The sequence below is a fragment of the Desulfocurvus thunnarius genome, from assembly GCF_055390965.1.
On sequence record NZ_AP042411.1, the window covers coordinates 2950079 to 2969286 of the forward strand.

General features: G+C 71.7%; 14 protein-coding genes. 9 read left to right on the forward strand and 5 right to left on the reverse strand.

Going from position 1 to position 19208, the window contains the following annotated elements:
• Positions 1-25 precede the first annotated feature (25 nt).
• Complete coding sequence (gene priA / locus ACZ5KV_RS12905) at positions 26-2437, forward strand: replication restart helicase PriA (RefSeq protein ID WP_464239715.1); 2412 nt, start codon at positions 26-28, stop codon at positions 2435-2437.
• A 78-nt stretch (positions 2438-2515) separates the two neighbouring features.
• Positions 2516-3775: an EAL and HDOD domain-containing protein gene (locus ACZ5KV_RS12910; protein ID WP_464239716.1), complete on the forward strand. Its 1260-nt coding sequence runs from the start codon at positions 2516-2518 to the stop codon at positions 3773-3775.
• Here the strand turns inward: ACZ5KV_RS12910 and ACZ5KV_RS12915 are convergent.
• Positions 3772-4833 carry a Smr/MutS family protein gene (locus ACZ5KV_RS12915; RefSeq protein WP_464239717.1) on the reverse strand — a complete coding sequence of 354 codons (1062 nt, stop codon included), beginning with the start codon at positions 4831-4833 and terminating at the stop codon, positions 3772-3774. The genes ACZ5KV_RS12910 and ACZ5KV_RS12915 overlap by 4 nt on opposite strands.
• Before the next feature lie 214 nt (positions 4834-5047).
• Between ACZ5KV_RS12915 and ACZ5KV_RS12920 the strand changes: the two genes are divergently transcribed.
• The 7 genes from ACZ5KV_RS12920 to ACZ5KV_RS12950 all read left to right on the forward strand — a co-directional run bounded on the left by ACZ5KV_RS12920 (position 5048) and on the right by ACZ5KV_RS12950 (position 14898).
• Entirely contained in the window at positions 5048-6214 is a 1167-nt protein-coding gene (locus ACZ5KV_RS12920; RefSeq protein WP_464239718.1) for a transporter substrate-binding domain-containing protein, read from the forward strand.
• 69 nt (positions 6215-6283) lie between these two features.
• The gene (locus tag ACZ5KV_RS12925) at positions 6284-7243 is read left to right on the forward strand and encodes a glucokinase (RefSeq protein WP_464239719.1); all 960 of its coding nucleotides are present in this window, start codon (positions 6284-6286) and stop codon (positions 7241-7243) included.
• A gap of 245 nt (positions 7244-7488) precedes the next feature.
• Complete coding sequence (locus ACZ5KV_RS12930; RefSeq protein ID WP_464239720.1) at positions 7489-8739, forward strand: TolC family protein; 1251 nt, start codon at positions 7489-7491, stop codon at positions 8737-8739.
• A 23-nt stretch (positions 8740-8762) separates the two neighbouring features.
• Positions 8763-10640, forward strand: coding sequence for an ATP-binding cassette domain-containing protein (locus tag ACZ5KV_RS12935; protein ID WP_464239721.1), 1878 nt, complete (start codon positions 8763-8765; stop codon positions 10638-10640).
• The gene (locus tag ACZ5KV_RS12940; protein WP_464239722.1) at positions 10637-12346 is read left to right on the forward strand and encodes an ATP-binding cassette domain-containing protein; all 1710 of its coding nucleotides are present in this window, start codon (positions 10637-10639) and stop codon (positions 12344-12346) included. Before ACZ5KV_RS12935 ends, ACZ5KV_RS12940 begins: the two co-directional genes overlap by 4 nt.
• Positions 12333-13652 carry an HlyD family type I secretion periplasmic adaptor subunit gene (locus tag ACZ5KV_RS12945; RefSeq protein WP_464239723.1) on the forward strand — a complete coding sequence of 440 codons (1320 nt, stop codon included), beginning with the start codon at positions 12333-12335 and terminating at the stop codon, positions 13650-13652. The genes ACZ5KV_RS12940 and ACZ5KV_RS12945 overlap by 14 nt, the downstream gene beginning before the upstream one ends.
• 1 nt (position 13653) lies before the next feature.
• Entirely contained in the window at positions 13654-14898 is a 1245-nt protein-coding gene (locus ACZ5KV_RS12950) for a glycosyltransferase (protein WP_464239724.1), read from the forward strand.
• Between the two features lie 116 nt (positions 14899-15014).
• Here the strand turns inward: ACZ5KV_RS12950 and ACZ5KV_RS12955 are convergent, their stop codons facing one another.
• The 4 genes from ACZ5KV_RS12955 to ACZ5KV_RS12970 form a co-directional block, all read right to left on the reverse strand.
• Positions 15015-15794 (reverse strand): amino acid ABC transporter ATP-binding protein, encoded by a 780-nt coding sequence (locus ACZ5KV_RS12955; RefSeq protein ID WP_464239725.1) that lies wholly within the window; start codon positions 15792-15794, stop codon positions 15015-15017.
• A complete protein-coding gene (locus tag ACZ5KV_RS12960; RefSeq protein ID WP_464239726.1) occupies positions 15778-16668 on the reverse strand; it encodes an amino acid ABC transporter permease in 891 nt (296 codons plus the stop codon). Before ACZ5KV_RS12960 ends, ACZ5KV_RS12955 begins: the two co-directional genes overlap by 17 nt.
• A 73-nt stretch (positions 16669-16741) precedes the next feature.
• The gene (locus ACZ5KV_RS12965; RefSeq protein WP_464239727.1) at positions 16742-17482 is read right to left on the reverse strand and encodes a basic amino acid ABC transporter substrate-binding protein; all 741 of its coding nucleotides are present in this window, start codon (positions 17480-17482) and stop codon (positions 16742-16744) included.
• Between the two features lie 195 nt (positions 17483-17677).
• Entirely contained in the window at positions 17678-19207 is a 1530-nt protein-coding gene (locus ACZ5KV_RS12970; RefSeq protein ID WP_464239728.1) for an ABC transporter ATP-binding protein, read from the reverse strand.
• Between the last annotated feature and the right edge of the window lies 1 nt (position 19208).

Below are 19208 nucleotides of genomic sequence, written 5' to 3' on the forward strand. Positions count from 1 at the left end.
ACCCAGGACCCATGACCGGAACCCCATGACCCAGGAACCGACTCCCCCCTCCGGCGCCCCGGCGCGCGGCTGCTGGCAGGTGGCCCTGCTCAGTGCGCCCTTTGCGGTCTACACCTATGCGGAGCCGCCCCACCTGCCCGGGGGCGCCTGGGTGCCCGGGCTGCGCGTGCTGGTGCCCGTGGGCGCGTCCACGCGCCTGGGGGTGCTGGTCGCCCGCCAGGACGAACCGTCGCGGGACATGCCCGCGGACGTGCGCCTGCGCGACCTGCTCTGGCCCGTGGAGGCCGAGCCGCTGCTCGGGCCGGACTACATGGCCCTGGCCGCCACCCTGGCCACACGGCAGATGGAGCCCGTGGGCCGCGTGCTGGAAAACCTGCTGCCCCACGGCCTGCGCGCCCTGCGCATCGGCTTCCGGGTCTTCGACCCGCGCTTTCCCGCGCGCCTGGGGGCCGCCGCCCTGGCGGCCATGGCCGCCCGCGAGCCCGAAGCCCTGGCCGCGCTGGCCGGGCTGTGGGCCGAGGGCCGCATGCGCGTGTGCGCCGAGCGGCGCCACGAAAAGGAGCAGGAGTACTGCACCGTGACCCAGGACCCGCCCTGGCCCGTGCGCCCGGCGGCCCGGCGGCAACTGGAGGTGCTCGAATATCTTTGGGAGGCCGGAGCCGTGCCCCGGCCCCGGCTGCGCGAGGCTTTGGGCGAGGGCGCGGCCCCGGCCCTGAACCGGCTGGTGGCCTCGGGGCTGGTGCGCATCGGCCCGGCCCCGGAGTTCCACGAGCCCGAGGCCTGCGCCCCGGGGCCGGACGAAACCCCGGGCGGCGCCGCGCCCGAACTGACCGCCGAACAGCGGGACGCCCTGGACGAACTGACCCGGGCCCTGGGCCGCCCCGGCGGGCAGACCCGGCTGGTCCACGGCGTTACCGGCAGCGGCAAGACCCTGCTTTACCTGCGGCTGGCCGAGCGGGCCCTGGAAGCCGGGCGGGCCGTGCTGCTGCTGGCGCCGGAGGTCGCCCTGGCCTGCGCCCTGCACCGCGCGGCCACGGCGCACTTCCCGGGGCGCGAGGTGCGCCTGCACCACGGCTACCAGAGCCCGGCGCGCCGCGAGCGGACCTTCGCCGAAGTCGCGGCGGCGCGCGGGCCCCAGGTGGTGGTCGGCACGCGCTCGGCCCTGTTCCTGCCCCTGCGCGACCTGGGGCTCATCGTGCTCGACGAGGAGCACGACTCGTCGTTCAAGCAGGAGGAGCGCCTGCCCTATCAGGCCAAGGTGGTGGCCCACTTTCTGGCCGCGCGCGCCGGGGCCCTGCTGGTGCTCGGCTCGGCCACGCCCGACGTGAAGACCTTCCACGCCGCCGCCCAGGGCGCCGTGGGCAAGGTGGTGCTGCCCACGCGCGTGGGCGGGCGGGCCCTGCCGCCGGTGGAACTGGTGGACCTGCGGGCCCATCCGCCCGCCGAGGGGCCCTTCGCGGCGGTCACGGCCCGGGCCCTGCGCGCCACGGTGGCCGCCGGGGATCAGGCCGTGATCCTGCTCAACCGCCGGGGCTACGCGCCGGTGATGTACTGCCTGGACTGCGGGCGCACGGCGCGCTGCGCCCAGTGCGACGTGGGCCTGACCTACCACAAGGCCCGCGAGCGGCTGGTCTGCCACTACTGCGGCGCCGCCGAGCCCTTCCCCAAGGTCTGCGCCTGCGGCAGCTCCAACTGGCTGCCCATGGGCGAGGGCACCGAGAACCTGGCCGAGACCCTGGAGCATCTGGTGCCCGGCGCGGGCGTGCTGCGGCTGGACCGCGACAGCACCCGCCGCCCCGGGCGCATGGAGGAAATCCTGGCCGACTTCGCGGCGGGCCGGGCCCAGGTGCTGGTGGGCACGCAGATGCTCTCCAAGGGCCACCACTTCCCCGGGGTCACGCTGGTGACCGTGGTGGAGGGCGACATGGGCCTCAGCGTGCCCGACTACCGCGCCGCCGAGCGCATGTTCCAGCTCATGGTCCAGGTGGCGGGGCGCGCCGGGCGCGGCGACAAGCCCGGGCAGGTGCTCATCCAGACCCGCAACCCCGAGCACTACTGCTGGCGCCACGTGCAGGCCAGCGACTACGAAGGCTTTTTCGCCCAGGAGCTGGAGCTGCGCCGCAAGTACGGCTACCCGCCCTTCACCAAGCTGGCGCTCCTGCGCATGAACTTCCCGGTGGACTACGAGCCCGGCACGGCGGCGGTGATGGAACTGGCGCGGACCCTGCCGCCCCTGGGCCTGCGCGGCGGGGTGCGCGTGCTCGGCCCGGCGCCTTCGCCCCTGGGCCTGCTGCGGGGCCGCAAGCGCTTCCAGTGCCTGCTCAAGGCGCAGGACTGGCCCGCCGTGCGCACCCTGTACGCCGAGGCCCGCCGTCACCTCGCCGCCCATCCCAAAATCCGCACCAGCCTGGACCAGGATCCCGTGAACATGCTTTAGGCAGGCCGAAATCCGCGCGGCTCACCGAAGTTTTCCCGCCCATTGACGGATTCCCGCCCCCCGGGCTAGGGTTCGACAATGATGCAGGAGTCTCCACACCACACCGCCGTTGCCGCGAGCGAGAGCCCCGTGTTCTTCGCCCGCCAGCCCGTGCTCGATGCCAAGCGCCGCGTCTGGGGCTATGAACTGCTGGGCGGCGAGGTGCGCGAGGGCATCTTCCACCTCTTCCCCGGGCAGCAGGCCGCCACCACCCTGGGGTCCAGCACCTATTTCGGCCTGAGCGAGGCCCTGGACCGGGGCAAGAAGATCATGGTCGCCTTCGACGCCCCGGGCGTGCTGGCCGGGCTGCCCCGGGCCCTGCCGCCCCGGGGCGGCTGCCTGCGCCTGCGCCTGGACGCGCCGCCCGCCCCCGAGTTGCTGGCGGCCCTGGAGGCCCTGCGCGCCGAGGGCTACCTCGTGGCCCTGGACGTGGCGCCCGGCTCCCCGGCCATGGCCGCCGCGCGCCTGGCCGACGTGCTCATCATGGAGCAGGGCACCGGCGCCCTGCCCCCGGCCATAGCCCGGCTGGCGTCCAGAAAGGCCCAGACCCTGGCCCGGGGCGTGCGCAGCCTGGAGCAGTTCCAGACCGCCCGCGACCAGGGCCACACCCTGTTCCAGGGGCCCTTCGTCAAGGAACCCGAACTGGTGCCCGGGCGCAAGCTGACCTCCAACGAGGTCTCGCGGCTGAAGATGCTGCGGCTCATGGAAGGCGAGGACCCGGACCTGGAAGGCGTGGCCGCCGCCGTGAAAGGCGACGTGGCCGTGAGCTTCCGGCTGCTGGCCCTGCTGAACAGCCCGGCCTTCGGCCTGCTGCACAAGGTCGAGTCCGTGGACCACGCCGTGCGCCTGCTGGGCTGGGACAAGCTGCGCGGCTGGCTGCGCGCCGTGCTCCTGGCCGACATGGCCGGGCAGGCCGAGGGCCCGCGCGAGCTGGCGGCCCTGTCCGTGCAGCGCGGGCGCTTCCTGGAACTGGTCACCACCGAATACGACTACTGGGACTTCAACCCCGGAACCATGTTCCTGCTCGGGCTGTTCTCGCTGCTCGACGCCATCCTGGGCATGCCCATGGCCGAGGTGGCCGGGCTGCTGCCCCTGGACGCCAAGCTCCAGGCCTCCCTGCGCCGCGCCCCCGGTAACGACCACGAGGCCCTGTTCCTGCTCATGGAAGCCCTGGAAGACGGAGACTGGGAGGCCCTGCGGGCCATGAGCGCCCGCCTGGGCTTCGACCTGGAGACGGTCAAGACCGCCTACGCCGCAGCCGGACGGTGGGCGGACATGTTCCTGGCCGTGCGCGACTAGGCGTCCCAGTCGGCGGGCAGGCGGTCCCATTGGACCTTGCCCAGGGATTTCTTGTACTTGCGCAGCATGACGTAGAGCGCGCCCGGGCCGCCGTCGCGCGGCTGGGCCGTGACGAAGGCCAGCACCACACGGCGCAGGGGCTCGTGGGTCAGCCAGAGCTGCACCTCGTCGCGCAGGATGCCGCGCCCGTCGGGCGAGTTGCGGCCCCGCCCGGTGACCAGCAGCAGCGTGCGCCGCCCGAGCAGGTAGCTGCGGCGGATGAAATCCACCGTGGCGTAGAGGGCCTGCTCGGTGTTCATACCGTGCAGGTCCAGGTGGCCTTCCACGGAGAAGGCCCCGGCGCGCAGCTTGTTGAATATCTTGGGGTCCAGCCCGGTAACGTGGCCGTGCTGGTATTCGTCGGTGAACTCAAGCTGGAAGTCGATTTCCCCGCGCACCAGGCGGCGCAGCTCCTCGTGGGCCAGGGCCTCGGGGTGGGCGGGGGCCGGTGCCGCGGGCGGCTCCACGGCCTTGGGCACGTCGCGCCCGCCGGTGCCGTCCAGCCGGGCCACGTCGCCCATGGCGCCCAGGAAAAGGGCGGCTTCCTCGGGGTCGGGCTCGGCGGCTTCCGGACGGGCGGCGGGGCGGGCCGGAGCCTGCGGGGCGCGGCGGCGCAGGGGCCCGGGTTCGGGCCCGGAGTCCTGGCGGGCGGCGTCCTGATCGCCCCCGGCGTCGCGCGCGGCCTTTTGGCGTTCGTGCTCCTTGAGCAGGTCGCCGAAGGGCCGGTCGTCCAGGTCGCCCCGGGGCGCCGCCGGGCGAGGCGCTGCGGCCTTGCGGCCCATGGCGCCCATGGCCCGCAGGAAGATGGCGTCCTCGGCCTGGAGGGCGTCCTGTTCCCCGGGGGCTCCCGGCGTGGGGCGCGGGGCGGGAGCGCCGCCGCTCCGAGGCGCGGCGGGTGTCGGGTCGGCCTTGCCCTTGCGGCTTTTGGGCCCGTTTTTGCCTTTGTCGTCGGCGTCCTTGAGCTTCAGGCCGGAGCTTTTCAGCGCCTTGAAGGGGGTGTTGGCAAAGTCGTCGGTCACGGCGGTCCTCCGCCTTGCACAGTGGTCACCCGGGCGGCGGCTGTCAAGACGCGGACAAGACGCGGACCCGTCTCGGGCAGGGTGCGGGGAGGCTTCCGCCGCGCGCGGGCCCGTGCTATCCTCGCCCCGCGGGCTAAAGATTGTGGCCCCGTGCGCCGACAAGACGGGGGAGAACGACCGGCGGGACTGGTTCCCGCCGCCGCTGGAGCCGACCATGCAACGCAAGCTGACCTTCATGCCGGGCCTGTTGTCCCTGCTGGCCCTGCTGGCCCTGGCCGCCCTGGCCGCTCCGCCCGGGGCGCACGCCGCCGAAAAGAAAATCTGCGCCTTCGACCGCGCGTTCATGCCCTTTTCCTTCGTGCGCAACCAGCAGCCCACGGGCTTCGAGATCGAAATCCTCCAGGCCGCTCTGGAAGGCTCGGGCCTGGGCATCGAGTTCAAACCCATGCGCAGTTGGGACCAGGGGCAGGCCGAGCTGTCCAGCGGGGTGGTGCATATCGCCCCGGGCATCACGCGTTCGGACCTGCGCGACAAGCTCTTCATCTACCCCGACACGCCCACGGTGGAGTTGGGCATCAAGTTCTTCGTCAACCGCGCCTCGCTCATCCGCAACGTGGAGCAACTGCGCGGGCAGACCGTGGCCACCCGGCGCGGCTCCGTGACCCAGGGCCTGCTCCAGGTCTTCGGCGGGGTGATCGTGCGCCTGTACGACGACGAGGAAAAGGCCCTGGAAGCCGTGCAGGCCGGCGACGCCCAGGCCTACCTGGGCCCGGACAAGATCGCCTGGGACATCATCGCCCGCCGGGACATGAAGAATCTCGTGGTGGTCGGCGCCGCCCTGCACCGCGAGTCGCTGTACTTCGCCCTGTACAAGGAGGAAACGGGCCTGCGCGACCTCGTGGACCGCGGCCTCAAGCGGCTCATGGCCGACGGCGGCTACGACCGCATCTACCGCAAATGGTTCGTGCCCGAGCCGGGCAGCCAGGACATGAGCGACCTTGCGGCCAAGGCCGCCGCCGAGTTGCCCATGGCCTACGCCCCGCGCACCGGGACGCCCCGGGCGGCGGCGGTGCTGGCGCGCTCGGGCGCGGTGTACGCGGCGGCCTCGGTGGAGGGCCCGCGCGAGGGCATCGGGGTCACGGCCCTGGAGAGTGCCGTCGCCAAGGCCGTGGGCGCCGGAGATCTGGAGCTGCGCCTGGCCGTGGTGGTGGACGCCAAGGGCCGCGCCGTGCCGCCCTCGGGCCCGGAGCGCGACCTTTTGGCGGGCTTCGGGCGCGGGGTGCTGGTGGTGCTGGAGCCGAACCCCGGCGAGCGCGAGGCCTGGATGGTCCCGACCCTGCTGCCCTTTGCCCCGGGCGTTCCCGCGCGGCCGGAGGACTGAGCGCGCCCGGTGAATTTTTGCGCGGCCCGGGGGCTCCCCGGGCCGCGTTTTTCATGCTATCCGGATGCCATGACGACCATTCTCGCCGCCGACATCGGCGCCACCCACGCGCGATTCGCCGCCTTCGAGCACGGCCCGGCCGGGCTGGCCATGGGCCGTTGCCTGTGGCTGGATTCCGCCGGGGCCGAGTCCTTCGCCGGGCTGCTGGCGGCCCTGCGCCGGGCCGAACCGGCCCTGGACCCTGCCCGGGCCGACGTGCTGGCCCTGGCCGCGCCCGGCCCGGTGCGCGGCGGGGTGTTCTGCGACCCGCCCAACCTGTCCTGGAGCATCGACGTGTCCGACCCCGGGGCCCTGGGCCTGGGGCGCGTGCTCCTGCTCAACGATTTCCAGGCCCAGGCCTGGGCCACGCGCACCAGGGTCATGGACGCGGCCCTGCCCGTGCTGCCCGGGGCGGGCGCCGGGGCGGGCGCGCCCGGGCCCGTGGCCGTGCTCGGGCCCGGCACGGGCCTGGGTCATGGCGCCCTCGTGCCCGACGGCCGGGGCGGGTTCGTGGCCCTGGCCTCCGAGGGCGGGCACGCCCTGTTCCCCTTCCTGGGCGAGGAGGAGTTCGCCTTCCAGCGCTTCCTGCTGGCGCGCAGCGGGCGGACCCAGGTGGTGGGGGACATGGTCGTCTCCGGCCCGGGGCTCGCCGCGGTGCATGCCTTTTTGAGCGGCGAGGAGCTGGCTCCGGCCGAAGTGGCCGCGCGGCTGGAAAGCCACCCGCGCACCCAGGCCTGGGCCGCGCGCTTCCTGGGCCGGGCCGGGCGCAACCACGTGCTCCAGACGGCGGCCCTGGGCGGGCTGGTGCTCTGCGGCGGGGTGGCGGCGCGCAACCCGGCCCTGGCGGCCGATCCGGCCTTTGCGGCCGAATTCCTGGCCAGCGACACCCATGCCGCTTTTTTGGCCGCCGTGCCCGTGCGTTTGAACAGGGCGGAGGACAGCGGCCTATGGGGCGCCGCCCTGTACGGGGCCCTGACCATGGGAGCCTGAGAGACGCCCTGCATCGGTTTTGCACGAAATAGCGGCCAGTGCCAGCGACTGTTGCGGTTGCTCCTTCCGGTTTTGCATGAAACGCGCGCCGTCTTGCGGTAATGAGTTGACTTTTTCCTGCCCGAACAATTATAATTCTTTATATTGTTGGGGGAAACCCGCAGTTTTTTCACATGAATGCTCTCATGCCGGGGGTAGCCTTGAAGAAATCCATCCTCTGTGCCGCTGTCGCGGCCTTGATTTTTATGGCTTTTTCGGCCGGAGCTCAGGCCGCGGGGCTGCCTGACCTGCTGCCCGACATGCTGGCCAGCCACGAGCGCATCCAGGCGGCCGGCGAGGCTCAGGACGCGGCCGCTTTCCGCCAGCGCCAAGCCGAGGCGGGCTGGTATCCCAAGCTCGATCTGGTGGGCGACTTCAGTCAGGAATTTTTCGACACCAACAAGCAGGCGCTGAAGAACAACTACCGCAACATCCAGAAGCTGCGCGGCACCCAGTTGCTGTACGACTTCGGCAAGACCGACAGCGTCATCGCCCAGATGGGCGCCACGGCCGAGCAGGCCGAGCAGCGCAAGGTGCTGACCCGGCAGGCCCTGATCCTCGAAGGCGTGACCTCGTATGTGAACCTGCTCAAGTTCACGCGGACCCTGGGCTTCGCCAGGCAGTCCGTGGACAGCTTCAAGAAGCAGTCGGGCATCGAGGAAGTGCTGGTGGAAAAGGGTGCGGGCCTGTCTTCCGACGTGCTCCAGGCCAAGTACAAGCTCTCCGGCGCCCTGGGCACCCAGGTGGCCGTCGAGGGCCAGCTTGCCAACGCCAGAAGTCGTTTCCTGGCCGTCTACGGCTTCGAGATTTCCGACGCCGACGTGCTGGGCTTCGAGCCGCCGCTGGTGCCCTACGAGAAGATTCCCGCCTCGGTGGATGAGGCCGTCGCCGTGGCCCTGGCCGAAAACCCCGAGTTGCTCATGGTCCAGAAGGCCGTGCAGCAGGCCGAGGCGGCCCTGGATACGGCCAACGCCCAGTTCTATCCCTCGCTCAACGCCTTCTGGGAGTACTGGCGCAAGGAAAACGACCAGGGCCAGAAGGACACCGTGCAGCTTGAGCAGCGCTTCGGCGTGGAATACAGCTACAATCTGCTGAACGGCGGGGGCGACATGCAGGCCGTCAAGGCCGCGACCCATGACCGCGATGCCGGAGTGAGCAGCCTGAAGGACATGGAGCGCACCGTGCGCGAGCGCATCCAGACGGCGTGGCAGAACCTGCTGACCGCCCGGTCCCGGGCCGAATGGTTCCGCAGCCAGGCCTCCATCCTCGAGGGCTTCCTGGAGCTGGCGCGCAAGGAGCGCACTCTGGGCAACCGCTCGCTGCTCGACGTGCTGGCCGCCGAAACCGATTTCTACAACGCGCAGATTCAGCTCGTCGGCGCGGAATACGACCAGATGATCGAAGCCTACAACCTGCTCTATGCCATGGGGCGCCTGGAACTGGACCTGTTCCTCTAGCGCCCACGGAGGCTCCCCTTCGCGTGCAGCCTACAGCCACTCCGACCGGCGGACCCCGTGGCGGGTCCGCCGGTCTTCTTCCTTCGGGGCGCCGTGCCCTGCGCGAAACGCTGCACCGCCTGGGCCGGAATCCCGGTCTGGCCGCCGAATTGGCCGTGGCCACGGCCTGCCTGAATCTCCTGGCCCTGGCCGACACGGTCTACACCATGATCCTGCTGCGGCGCTACATCGCCCACGGCTTCGACGGCACCCTGGTGCTGCTGACCCTGGGCGTGCTGGTGGCCCTGGCCCTGCAATGGCTGCTGACCTCGGTGCGCCGCGTGCTGGCCCAGGGCCTGGGCCGCGAGCGCGACCGGGCCCTGGCCGCCGGAGTCTTCGCGGCCCTGGCCGGAGCCGAGGTTCGCGCGCTGCATGCCCTGCCGCGCGAGGATGTTGCTCAGGCGGCGGCGGATCTGGGCGAGGTCCGCGCCGCGTGCGACGCCCAGGCCGTGGGCGCGCTGCTCGACGCGCCCTTTGCCCTGTTGTTCACGGCGACGGTCTTTTTCCTGAGCCCGCCGCTGGCCGGAGTGGTGCTGCTGGGCATCGTCGCCACGGTGGCGGCGGGGCGGGTCGGCATCCGGGGGGGGGCCGCCCAGGGCCGGGCCCTGGCCCAGGCCCGGGGCGAAGCCCGTGCCGTGCTGGCCCGGGGGCTGGCCGACCCCGACACCGTGCGCGTCTTCCGGGGCCGCGCGGCCTGTGCCGGAGCCTTTGCCGCCGCCCAGGAGCGCGCCCTGGCCGCCACCCGCGCGAGCCGCGAGGCCGGGGGGCTGGCCCAGGCCCTGGCCATGGGCACGGGAGTGCTGGTGCGTGTGGCGCTTTACGGCGTGGGCGCCAAGCTGGTGGTTCTGGGTGGCCTGAGCGTGGCCGGGCTCATCGGCGCGGCCATCATGGGGTCCTACGCCCTGTCGCGGGCGGCGGGCGGGGTGGCCGTGGTCCAGCTCGGGGCCCGGGCCGCCCAGGCCCTGGAGCGGCTGGGCGCCCTGGATGCCCTGCCCCGCGAGGACGGAGGCCGTGGCGCATCGCCTGCCGGAGCCGACGAGGGCCAGAAGGGCGGCCCCGGAATTTCCTTACCCGACGTACCCGATGCGTCCGATGCGTCCGGCGCGTCCGAAAGCCTCGAAGCCTTTGCCGGGGGGCTCGGGCTGCGCGGGGTGGCCTTCTCCTTCGGCGGTCCGGCGCTGTTCTCCGGGCTGGAACTGGACCTGCCCCCGGGCGGGGTGCTGGTGGTGCGCGGGCGCAACGGCGCGGGCAAGACCACGCTCCTGCGCCTGCTGGCCGGGCTGGCGCGGCCCACGGCGGGCGAGGTGCTGGCGGACGGGCGGCCCCTGGCCCGGCTCCTGGACGGACGGGGCATGGACTGGTGGCGGGCGCAGATCGCCTGGCTGCCCCAGGAGCCGTTCTTCCTGCCCGGCACGGTGCGCGAGAACATCCTTCTGGCCGCACCGGGCCTGGAGCCCGGCGCCCTGGGCGACATCGCGCGCCGCGCGGACCTGGGCGCCTTCCTGGACACCAGCGCCCATGGAGTGGAAACCCCGTTGCAGGGGGCCGGGCGCACGCTGCCCGTGGGCATCCGCAAACGGCTGGCCCTGGCCCGGGCCCTGGCCGCGCCGGGGCGTCTGGTCCTGCTGGACGAGCCCACGGCGGGCATGGACGCCCAGGGCGCCCAGGCCGTGTACGAGGCCATGAACGCCATGGTCCGCGAGGGCCGGACCATCGTGGTGGTCAGCGGCGACCCGAACATCGTCAAGGGCGCCACCCGGGTGCTGGATCTGGACGCCCCGACGCCCGTCCCGGGCCCGGCGACGGGCCCGGACGCACCCCGCGCCGCCGTCCCGGGCGGGGCCGGGGAGGGCGCGCCATGAGGGAACTGCTGCGCCGCCTGCGTCTGGCACCGCTGGCCACGGCCCGGCTCGTGTTCGCCACGACCCTGGTCAACCTGCTGGCCTTTGCCTCGCCGCTGTTCGTCATGCTCATCCTCGGGCAGTACGTGGAATCGGGGTTCGACGGCACGCTGTACACCCTGGCCGCGGGCATGGGCATCGCCCTGCTGCTTCAGGCGGCTTTCCAGCAATTGCGCACGCCCCTGGCGGAGCAGTTGTGCACCGGGCCGGACCGCGCCCTGGGCGAGGCCGTCCTGACCACGGCCCTGCGGGCCCGGGGTCAGGCCCTGACCCATGTGCCCGAGGCCCGGCGCCGTGAGCTGGCCGGGCAGGTCCACCTCGTGCAGGAGGCCTACGCCCCGGCGACGATCTGCGCCGTGCTCGACGCACCCTTCGCCCTGCTGTTCGCCGTGGCTGTTTTCGCCTTCAGCCTGCCCCTGGGGCTCCTGGGGCTTTTGTTCGCCGCCGTGACCGTGGGCGCGGGCTTGCTGGGCCAGGGCGCCCTGCGCGACCTGGGCCGCGCGACCGATCACGCCGAAGCCGATTGCCGGGCCCTGGCCCTGCAAAGCGTGGACGGCGCGGACACCGTGCGCATGCTGCGCGCCGCCGGGCACCTGGGCGGGCTGTGGCGCGGGGCGGGCGAAACGCTGCTTTTGCGGCGCATGGCCTTGGCGGCCCGGCGCGTGCGCGGTCTCACGACCCAGGGCCTGCTGGCGACCCTGGCCCGGGTGCTGGTTTTCGCCGTGGGTGCCTACGAGTGCGTCCATGGTCGGCTGGACGTGGCCCGGCTCATCGTGTGCAGCATCCTGGTGTCCCACGTGCTGCGGCAGGCGGCGGCCCTGGTGGCGGCGGGCGACCGGCTGGTCCGGGCCACCCAGGCCCTGGGCGAGATGCGCGAGTTCCTGCGTCTGCCCCTGGAGCCGGACCGCGGCACGGCCCTCAAGCGTTTTTCGGGCCGCCTGGAACTGCGCGACCTGGCTTTTGCCCACCCGGGCAGCAGCGGGCCGCTGTTCGAGTCCCTGAGCCTGCGCCTGGAGCCGGGGCGGCTGGCCGTGATCCACGGCGACAACGGCACGGGCAAGACGACCCTGGCCCGGCTGCTGGCCGGGCTGCTGGAGCCCCTGCGCGGCGCGGTCCTGGCCGACGGCATCACCCTGCGCCAGTTGGCTCCGCCGTGGTGGCGCGGGCAACTGGCCTACCTGCCCCAGGAGCCCGAGTTTCTGGGCGGCAGCGTGCGCGAAAACGTGCTGCCCGCCGCCGAAGGTCCGGGCGGGGCCCCGGGGCCGGACTTCGACGAACTGGTGCGCCGGGCGGACCTGGAACGGGCCCTGCGCGGGCTGCCCGGCGGGGCCGACGCGCCCCTGGACGCCGTCGCGTTCACGCTGCCCCAAGGCGTGCGCAGGCGCCTGGCCCTGGCCCGGGCCCTGGGCACCGGCGGACGGCTGGCCATCTTCGACGAACCCTTCGAGGGCCTGGACGACGACGGCGCCCGGGCGGTACGCTCGGCCCTGGACGCGCTGCGCGCCGGGGGCGCCACCGTGGTGGTGCTGACCCACGACCCGGCGCCCTTTGCCCATGCGGATGTTTTCGTGGACCTGAACGCCAAGCCCGTGCCCGCCATCCGGGCCGGCGCCCCGGCGCCGCCCCCCGCGGCCCCGGGCGCGGAGGATCGCCATGGCCGCCCCTGACGCCCCCACCCCCGCCCCCCAGCCCCCGGACCCGGCGGGCCCCGAAGCCACGCGCGCCGCGCGCATGCTGCTGTGGCTCACCGTGGGCCTCATGGCCGCCCTGGTGCTCTGGGCGGCCGTGGGCCGGCTGGACATCGTGAGCACCGCCGCGGGCGAGGTCATCCCCAGCACCAAGGTCAAGAGCGTGCAGCATCTGGAGGGCGGCATCATCCGGGCCATCAACGTGCGCGAGGGCGACGAGGTCGTCGCCGGGCAGCCCCTGGTGGAACTGGAGGAGACGTTCTCGGGCGCCAGCGTCGAGGAACTGGGCGTGCGCATGACCGCCCTGCGGGCCGAGGTTGCCCGGCTGACGGCCCTGGCCGAGGGCCGCGAGGCCCCCGAATTCCCCGAGGACCTGGCCCGCGAGCACCCGGCCCTGGTGGCTCAGAACCGCGAGCTCTTCGAGGCCAGCATGGCCCGGCTGAACAGCGAACTGGCCGCCCTGCGCGAGGCCGTGATCCAGCGCGGGCAGGACATCGCCGAAATCGAGGCCCGGCTGCGCAACAACCGCGAGAGCCTGCGGCTGGTGCGCGAACAGATTTCCATCAGCGACGAACTGCTGCGCGAGCAGTTGACCACGCTCTACAAGCACCTGGCCTTCAAGCGCGAGGAGTCGCAACTCGTCTCGAACATCGAGCAGGACAGCGCCGGGCTGCCGCGCGCCCGCTCTGGGCTGGCCGAGGCCCGCGAAAAGATCAGGAAAACCGAGGCGATCTTCCACGAAAACGCCCGCGAGGAGCTGCTCAAAAAACGCCAGGAACTGGAGGAGTTCACCCAGCGCATGCGCAAGTTCGAGGACAGCCTGGAGCGCACGGTGATCCGCTCGCCCGTGGACGGCGTGGTCAAGAAGCTGCATTTCGTCACCGTGGGGGGCGTGGTTCAGGCCGGGGAAACGCTGGTGGACGTGGTGCCCTCGTCGGACCGTCTGGTGGTGGAGGCCCATCTGCCCATCTCGGACATCGGCTACGTGCAGCCCGGGCAGCGGGCCATGGTCCGCCTGGCCTCGCACGACGCCTCGCGCTTCGGGCGCCTGGAGGGCCATGTGGTCCACGTCAGCCCCGACACCTTCGTGACCCCCGACGGCGCGACCTACTATTCCGTGCGCATCGAGACCGAGGGCGACGGCTTCCGCCACGGCGATTTCGAGTATCGGCTCATCCCGGGCATGCTTGTGGTGGCGGCCATCCACACCGGGCGGCGCACGGTGCTGGAATACCTGCTCGATCCCTTCCTGGGCTCTCTGGGCGAGGCCCTGCAGGAGCGCTAGGGTGAAGGTCCTGCTGACGCACCCCAATTTCCCCGGGCAGTTGCGCCACGTGGCGGCGGCCCTGGGCGCGCGCAAGGACAACGTGGTCGTCTTCGCCACCAAGACCCCGCGCAACGAGTGGCGGATTCCGGGGGTCAGCAAGCTGCGCTACACGCCCCGGCCCGCCGACGACCTGAAGCCCCACCGGCTGCTGGAGCCCCTGCAGGACGCCGTGCTCCAGGGCGAGGCCCTGCACCGCGCGGCCCACGATCTCAAGGCGCGCGGCTTCATGCCCGACGTGATCTACGGCAACTCCGGCTGGGGCAGCACGCTCTATCTCAAGGACGTGTGGCCCGACGTGCCGCTGATGTGCTACTTCGAGTGGTTCTACGACCCCCGGGGCGCCGACGCGCGCTTCGGCCTGGGTTCCGGCGCCGGGGCGGCCTACGAGCCGCCCAAGCTCATGCGCACGCGCAACGCGGTGATCTTCAACGACCTGTGGGCCTGCGACCAGGGCCTGTCGCCCACGGCCTGGCAGCGCGCGCAGTTCCCCGAGGTCTTCCAGCCCGGGATCGAGGTGCTCCACGACGGGGTGGACACGGAGTTCTTCAGCCCGGCCCCCGAGCCTTTGCCCGGGCTGGACCTGCCCGGGGCGGACCTGACGGGCGTGACGGAGATCGTGACCTTCGCGGGCCGGGGCATGGAGCCCTACCGGGGCTTTCCGCAGTTCATGGAGGCGGCCGCCCTGGTCCTGGCCCGGCGGCCCCGGGCCCATGTGGTCGTCGCCGGAACGGACCGCGTGTGCTACGGCTCCCCGCGCGAGGACGGCAAGACCTGGAAGGAGCACATGCTCGGCCTGCTGGACCTGGACCTCCAGCGCCTGCACTTCACGGGTTCGCTGCCTTACGGGCAGTACCGCGACCTGCTGCGGGCATCCAGCGTGCATGTCTACCTGACGCGGCCCTTCGTGCTGTCGTGGTCGTTCATCGAGGCCATGGCCTGCGGCTGCGCCCTGGTGGCCTCGGACACCGAGCCCGTGCGCGAGGCCGTGGCCCACGGGCAGAGCGCGCTGCTGTGCGATTTCTTCCGCCCCGCGCAGTGCGCCGAGGCCATCTGCACCCTGCTGGACGACCGGGCCCTGGCCGCGCGCCTGTCCGCCGCCGCCCGCCAGACGGCGCTGGAACGCTACGACCTGCGGACGCTGCTGCCCCGGCACCTGGAGCTGTTGCGGCGCACGGCGCGCCTGCCCCGGGCGCGCGGGGGCTGAGGCCCGCCCCGGCTTCCTCCCCACTGCCACGCCCCGGCGCAGACGCCGCGAGGGCCCGGGAGCGTCTGCTCCCGGGCCCTCGCGCATGCGGTACCCCGGTCGCTGCCCGCCGGGGGCTAGAGGATCTGCTGCATGAACAGCCGGGTGCGCTCGTGGCGCGGGTTGGTGAAGAAGTGTTCGGGCGTGCCGGTTTCCACGATGCGCCCGTAGTCCATGAACACCACGCGGTCGGCCACCTCGCGGGCGAACCCCATCTCGTGGGTCACCACCACCATGGTCATGCCCTCGCGGGCCAGGGTGACCATCACGTCGAGCACCTCGCCGATCATTTCCGGGTCCAGGGCGCTGGTGGGCTCGTCGAAGAGCATGATCTTGGGGTTCATGGCCAGGGCCCGGGCGATGGCCACGCGCTGCTGCTGCCCGCCGGAGAGCAGCTTGGGGTAGGTGCCCGCCTTGTCGGGGATGCCGACCTTGGTCAGCAGGGCCATGGCCGTCTTTTCGGCCTCGGCGCGCGGAATCTTCTTCAGCCGGATGGGCGCCATGGTCAGGTTCTGCATCACGGTCTTGTGCGGGAAGAGGTTGAAGCTCTGGAAGACCATGCCCAGTTCCTGACGGACCTTGTTGATGTCCGTTCCCGGCGCGCCCACGTCCACCCCGTCGACCACGATCTGGCCCGCGTTGATGTCCTCCAGGCGGTTGATGGAGCGCAGCAGCGTGGATTTGCCCGAGCCCGAGGGCCCGAGGATGACGACCTTCTCGCCACGGGCGATGTCCAGGCTCACGTCGGCCAGGGCGTGGAACTGGCCGAAGTATTTGTGCACGTTTTTGATGCGGATGATGGGCTCGGCCGCCGGGGCTCCGGCGGCGCTCGTGCCGGTGTCAGTTGCGGTGGTCATAGTAGTTCAGCCTGTTTTCCATGGCGCTGACGCCCTTGGAGAGCAGCAGGGTGATGACGAGGTACACCAGGGCGACCATGGTGTAGGCCTCGAAATAGTTGAAGCTCACGCTGGCGTATTCCCGGCCCCGGCGCAGGATGTCGGCCACGGCGAGGATGGAGACCAGGGAGCTGTCCTTGAGCAGGGCGATGAATTCGTTGCCCACGGGGGGCAGGATGGTCCGCCACGCCTGGGGCAGCACGACCAGGAACATGGTCTGGCGGCGGTCGAAGCCCAGGGAGCGGGCGGCCTCGGTCTGGCCCTTGTCGATGGACTCGATGCCCGCGCGGAAGACCTCGCCCATGTAGGCGCCGTAGCAGAAGCCCATGGCCGCCACGGCGGCCACCAGCGGCGGCATGTTCTTCAGGAAGTCGCACACGTGGGCCATGATGTAGGCCGCGAAGGCGGGCCAGTGCTGGAACATCTCCAGGCCCTCGTCCAGGCGCGGCAGGTTGCGGAACACGTGGCCCAGGGCGAAGTAGATGTAGAAGAGCTGCACCAGCAGCGGGATGCCCCGGATGACCTCCACGTAGGTGGAGGCCACGAGGTTGAAGGCCCGGTTGTGCGAAATGCGCCCCAGCCCGGTGACCAGCCCCAGCAGCAGGGCCAGCATGATGGAAAACACCGTGACCTTGAAGGTCACGACGATGCCGTCGGGGAACAGGAATTTCAGCGAGGCGAAGTAGGCGGGGTTGTCGGACAGCGACAGCAGGGCGATGGCGGTCACGGCGCCGATGATGGATACCCACCACGCCGAGAGCAGCCCGCGGTCTTTTTCGGACGGAATGGCCGCGCCGTCGGTGACATCGATCTTGGCCTGTTTCTTTTCAGCCATGGGCAACGCTCGGGAGGAAGCTTCGGCGCCCCGGCCCGCATTGCAAGGGGGCCGGGGCGCCTTGTGGCCGCGGCTAGTTGCTGCCGAACCACTTGTTGAAGATGGTGTCGTACTCGCCGCTGTCCTTCACGGCCTTGAGGGCCGCGTTGAGGGTCTTCATGGTCTCGGCGTCGCCCTTCTGGACGGCGAAGCCCAGGTACTCGGGAGAATTGGGCACGATCATGAAGCCCAGGGCCAGGGACTTGGCGTACTCGGGATTGGTCAGGGCGTAGTCGGCGGCAACGGCGTCGTCGCAGATCACGGCTTCCAGGCGCCCGGCGGCCAGGTCGGCGATGGCCAGGCCCACTTCGTCGTAGGACTTGGCGCTGTCGCCCACGATGTTCTGGGCGGCGAAGAAGCCGGTGGTGCCGATCTGGGCGCCCACGGCCTTGCCCGCGAGGTCGGCCTCGGTCTTGATGGCCGAGCCTTCCTTGACCACCACGCCCTGCTTGACCTCGAAGTACGGGTCGGAGAAGTCCATGGCCTGCTTGCGTTCCTCGGTGATGGACACCGACGAGGAGATGGCGTCGTACTTGCCGGCGGCCAGGCCCGCGAAGATGCCGTCCCAGGCGGTGTTCTGGATCTCGGCGGTGAAGCCGCCGGCCTTGGCCATGGCCGCGACCAGATCGGGGGCGAAGCCCACGCACTGCTTGGCCTCGCTCATGAACTCCATGGGCGGCCAGGTGCAGTCGGCGGCGAAGGTGATGGTCTTGGCCTGGGCGGCGCCGGCCAGGATGGCGACGGCCATGAGGGCCAGGAGAATCCGTTTCATCATGATGCACTCCTCCAATGATTGTTGGGACCGTTGCGGCGCCGCCGGGCGGCGCCGGGAGACCGCGCTGTGGCGGGCCTTATTCCCGAATGAAATCAAGTACTCCAACCTGGGCGGAGTTGACAAGCCCCGCCGGGTGCGCCCGCGCGGGGCGATTTCTGCACCCAGAAGATTGATTATCTTTTTCGTTCAGGGGGCTTAGGCCTGACCCTGGCTTTCGTCCACCCCGGCCATGAGCAGGCCGATTTTTTCCAGGTCGTGCGCCTTGTCCGCGTCGAGCACGGCCATGAAGCGCCCGCGGAACATCACCGCCACGCGGTCGGCCAGTTGCAGGGCCTCGTTCAGGTCGCCGGTGACCAGCAGCACCCCGGCCTGGAGCCGGGCGTTGAGCAGCCGGTGCCAGACCTCCTCCGTGGCGGCCACGTCCAGGCCCTGGCTGGGCTGCTCGGCCACGATGAGCCGGGGCTTGCGGAAGAACTCGCGGCCCAGCACCAGCTTTTGCAGGTTGCCCCCCGAGAGCTGGCGCGCGCGGACCTCGGGCCCGTGCGCCGCCACGTGGAAGCGGCGGATGATGGCCCGCGTGGCGCCCAAGGCGCTCTTTTTGTCCAGGAACAATCCGGGCGCGAAGCCCTTGCGCGTGGTCAGCAGCACGTTGTCCACCAGATCCAGCTCCGGGCAGGTGGCCACGCCGAGGCGGTCTTCGGGAATGTGCGCCACGGCGCCGTTCCACGGCGGGTTGCGGTAGAATTCGGCCCAGGGCTCCCCTTGCAGGCGCACCGTGCCCCCGCCCGGGGCCGCCTGCCCGGTGACCACGTCCACCAGCGCCTTCTGGCCGTTGCCCGCCACGCCGACCACGGCCACGATCTCGCCCCGGCGCAGGGTCAGGTTCAGCCCGTCCAGGCCGTGGCCGGACAGGCTCTCCAGCTCCAGCACGGGCTCGCCCACGGGCGCCTCGGCGCGCTCGATTTCCAGCAGCACCTCGCGCCCGACCATGCGCCGGGCCAGGTCGTTCCTGGAGGTCACGGCGGCGCGGGCCACGGTGTCCACGATGCGGCCCTTGCGCAGGATGGCCACGGTGTCGGCCACGTCGAGCACCTCTTCCAGCTTGTGGCTGATGAAGACGATGGCCTTGCCCTGGCCGGTCATGCGCCGCAGGGCGGCGAAAAGCTGCTCGGCCTCGGTCGGGGTCAGCACGGCGGTGGGTTCGTCGAAAATGAGCACGCGGCTGTCGCGGTAGAGCAGCTTGAGGATCTCCACGCGCTGGCGCTCGCCCATGGACAGCCCGGCCACGGGCGCGGCGGGGTCGATGCCCAGCCCGTAGCGCCCGGCCAGTTCGCCCACGCGGCGTTCCATCTCGCGCGGGCGCACCAGGAAGCCCCGCTCCTGGCCCAGGAGCACGTTCTGGGCCACGGTCATGCGGTCCACAAGCATGAAATGCTGGTAGACCATGCCGATGCCCGCGGCGATGGCCTCGCGCGGAGAGTGGAAGCGCACGGGCGCGCCGCCGAGCAGGATGCGTCCCGCGTCGGGCGGGAACACGCCCGAGAGCATGCTCATGAGCGTGGACTTGCCCGCGCCGTTTTCACCCAGCAGGGCCAGCACGCGCCCGGCGTGGATGTCCAGGGTGATGTCCTGGTTGGCCTTCACGGGGCCGAAGGATTTGCCGATGCCTTCCAGGCGGACCAGGGGCGCGCCGGGGGCGGAGGGGGATGCGGCAGGCCGGGTCATG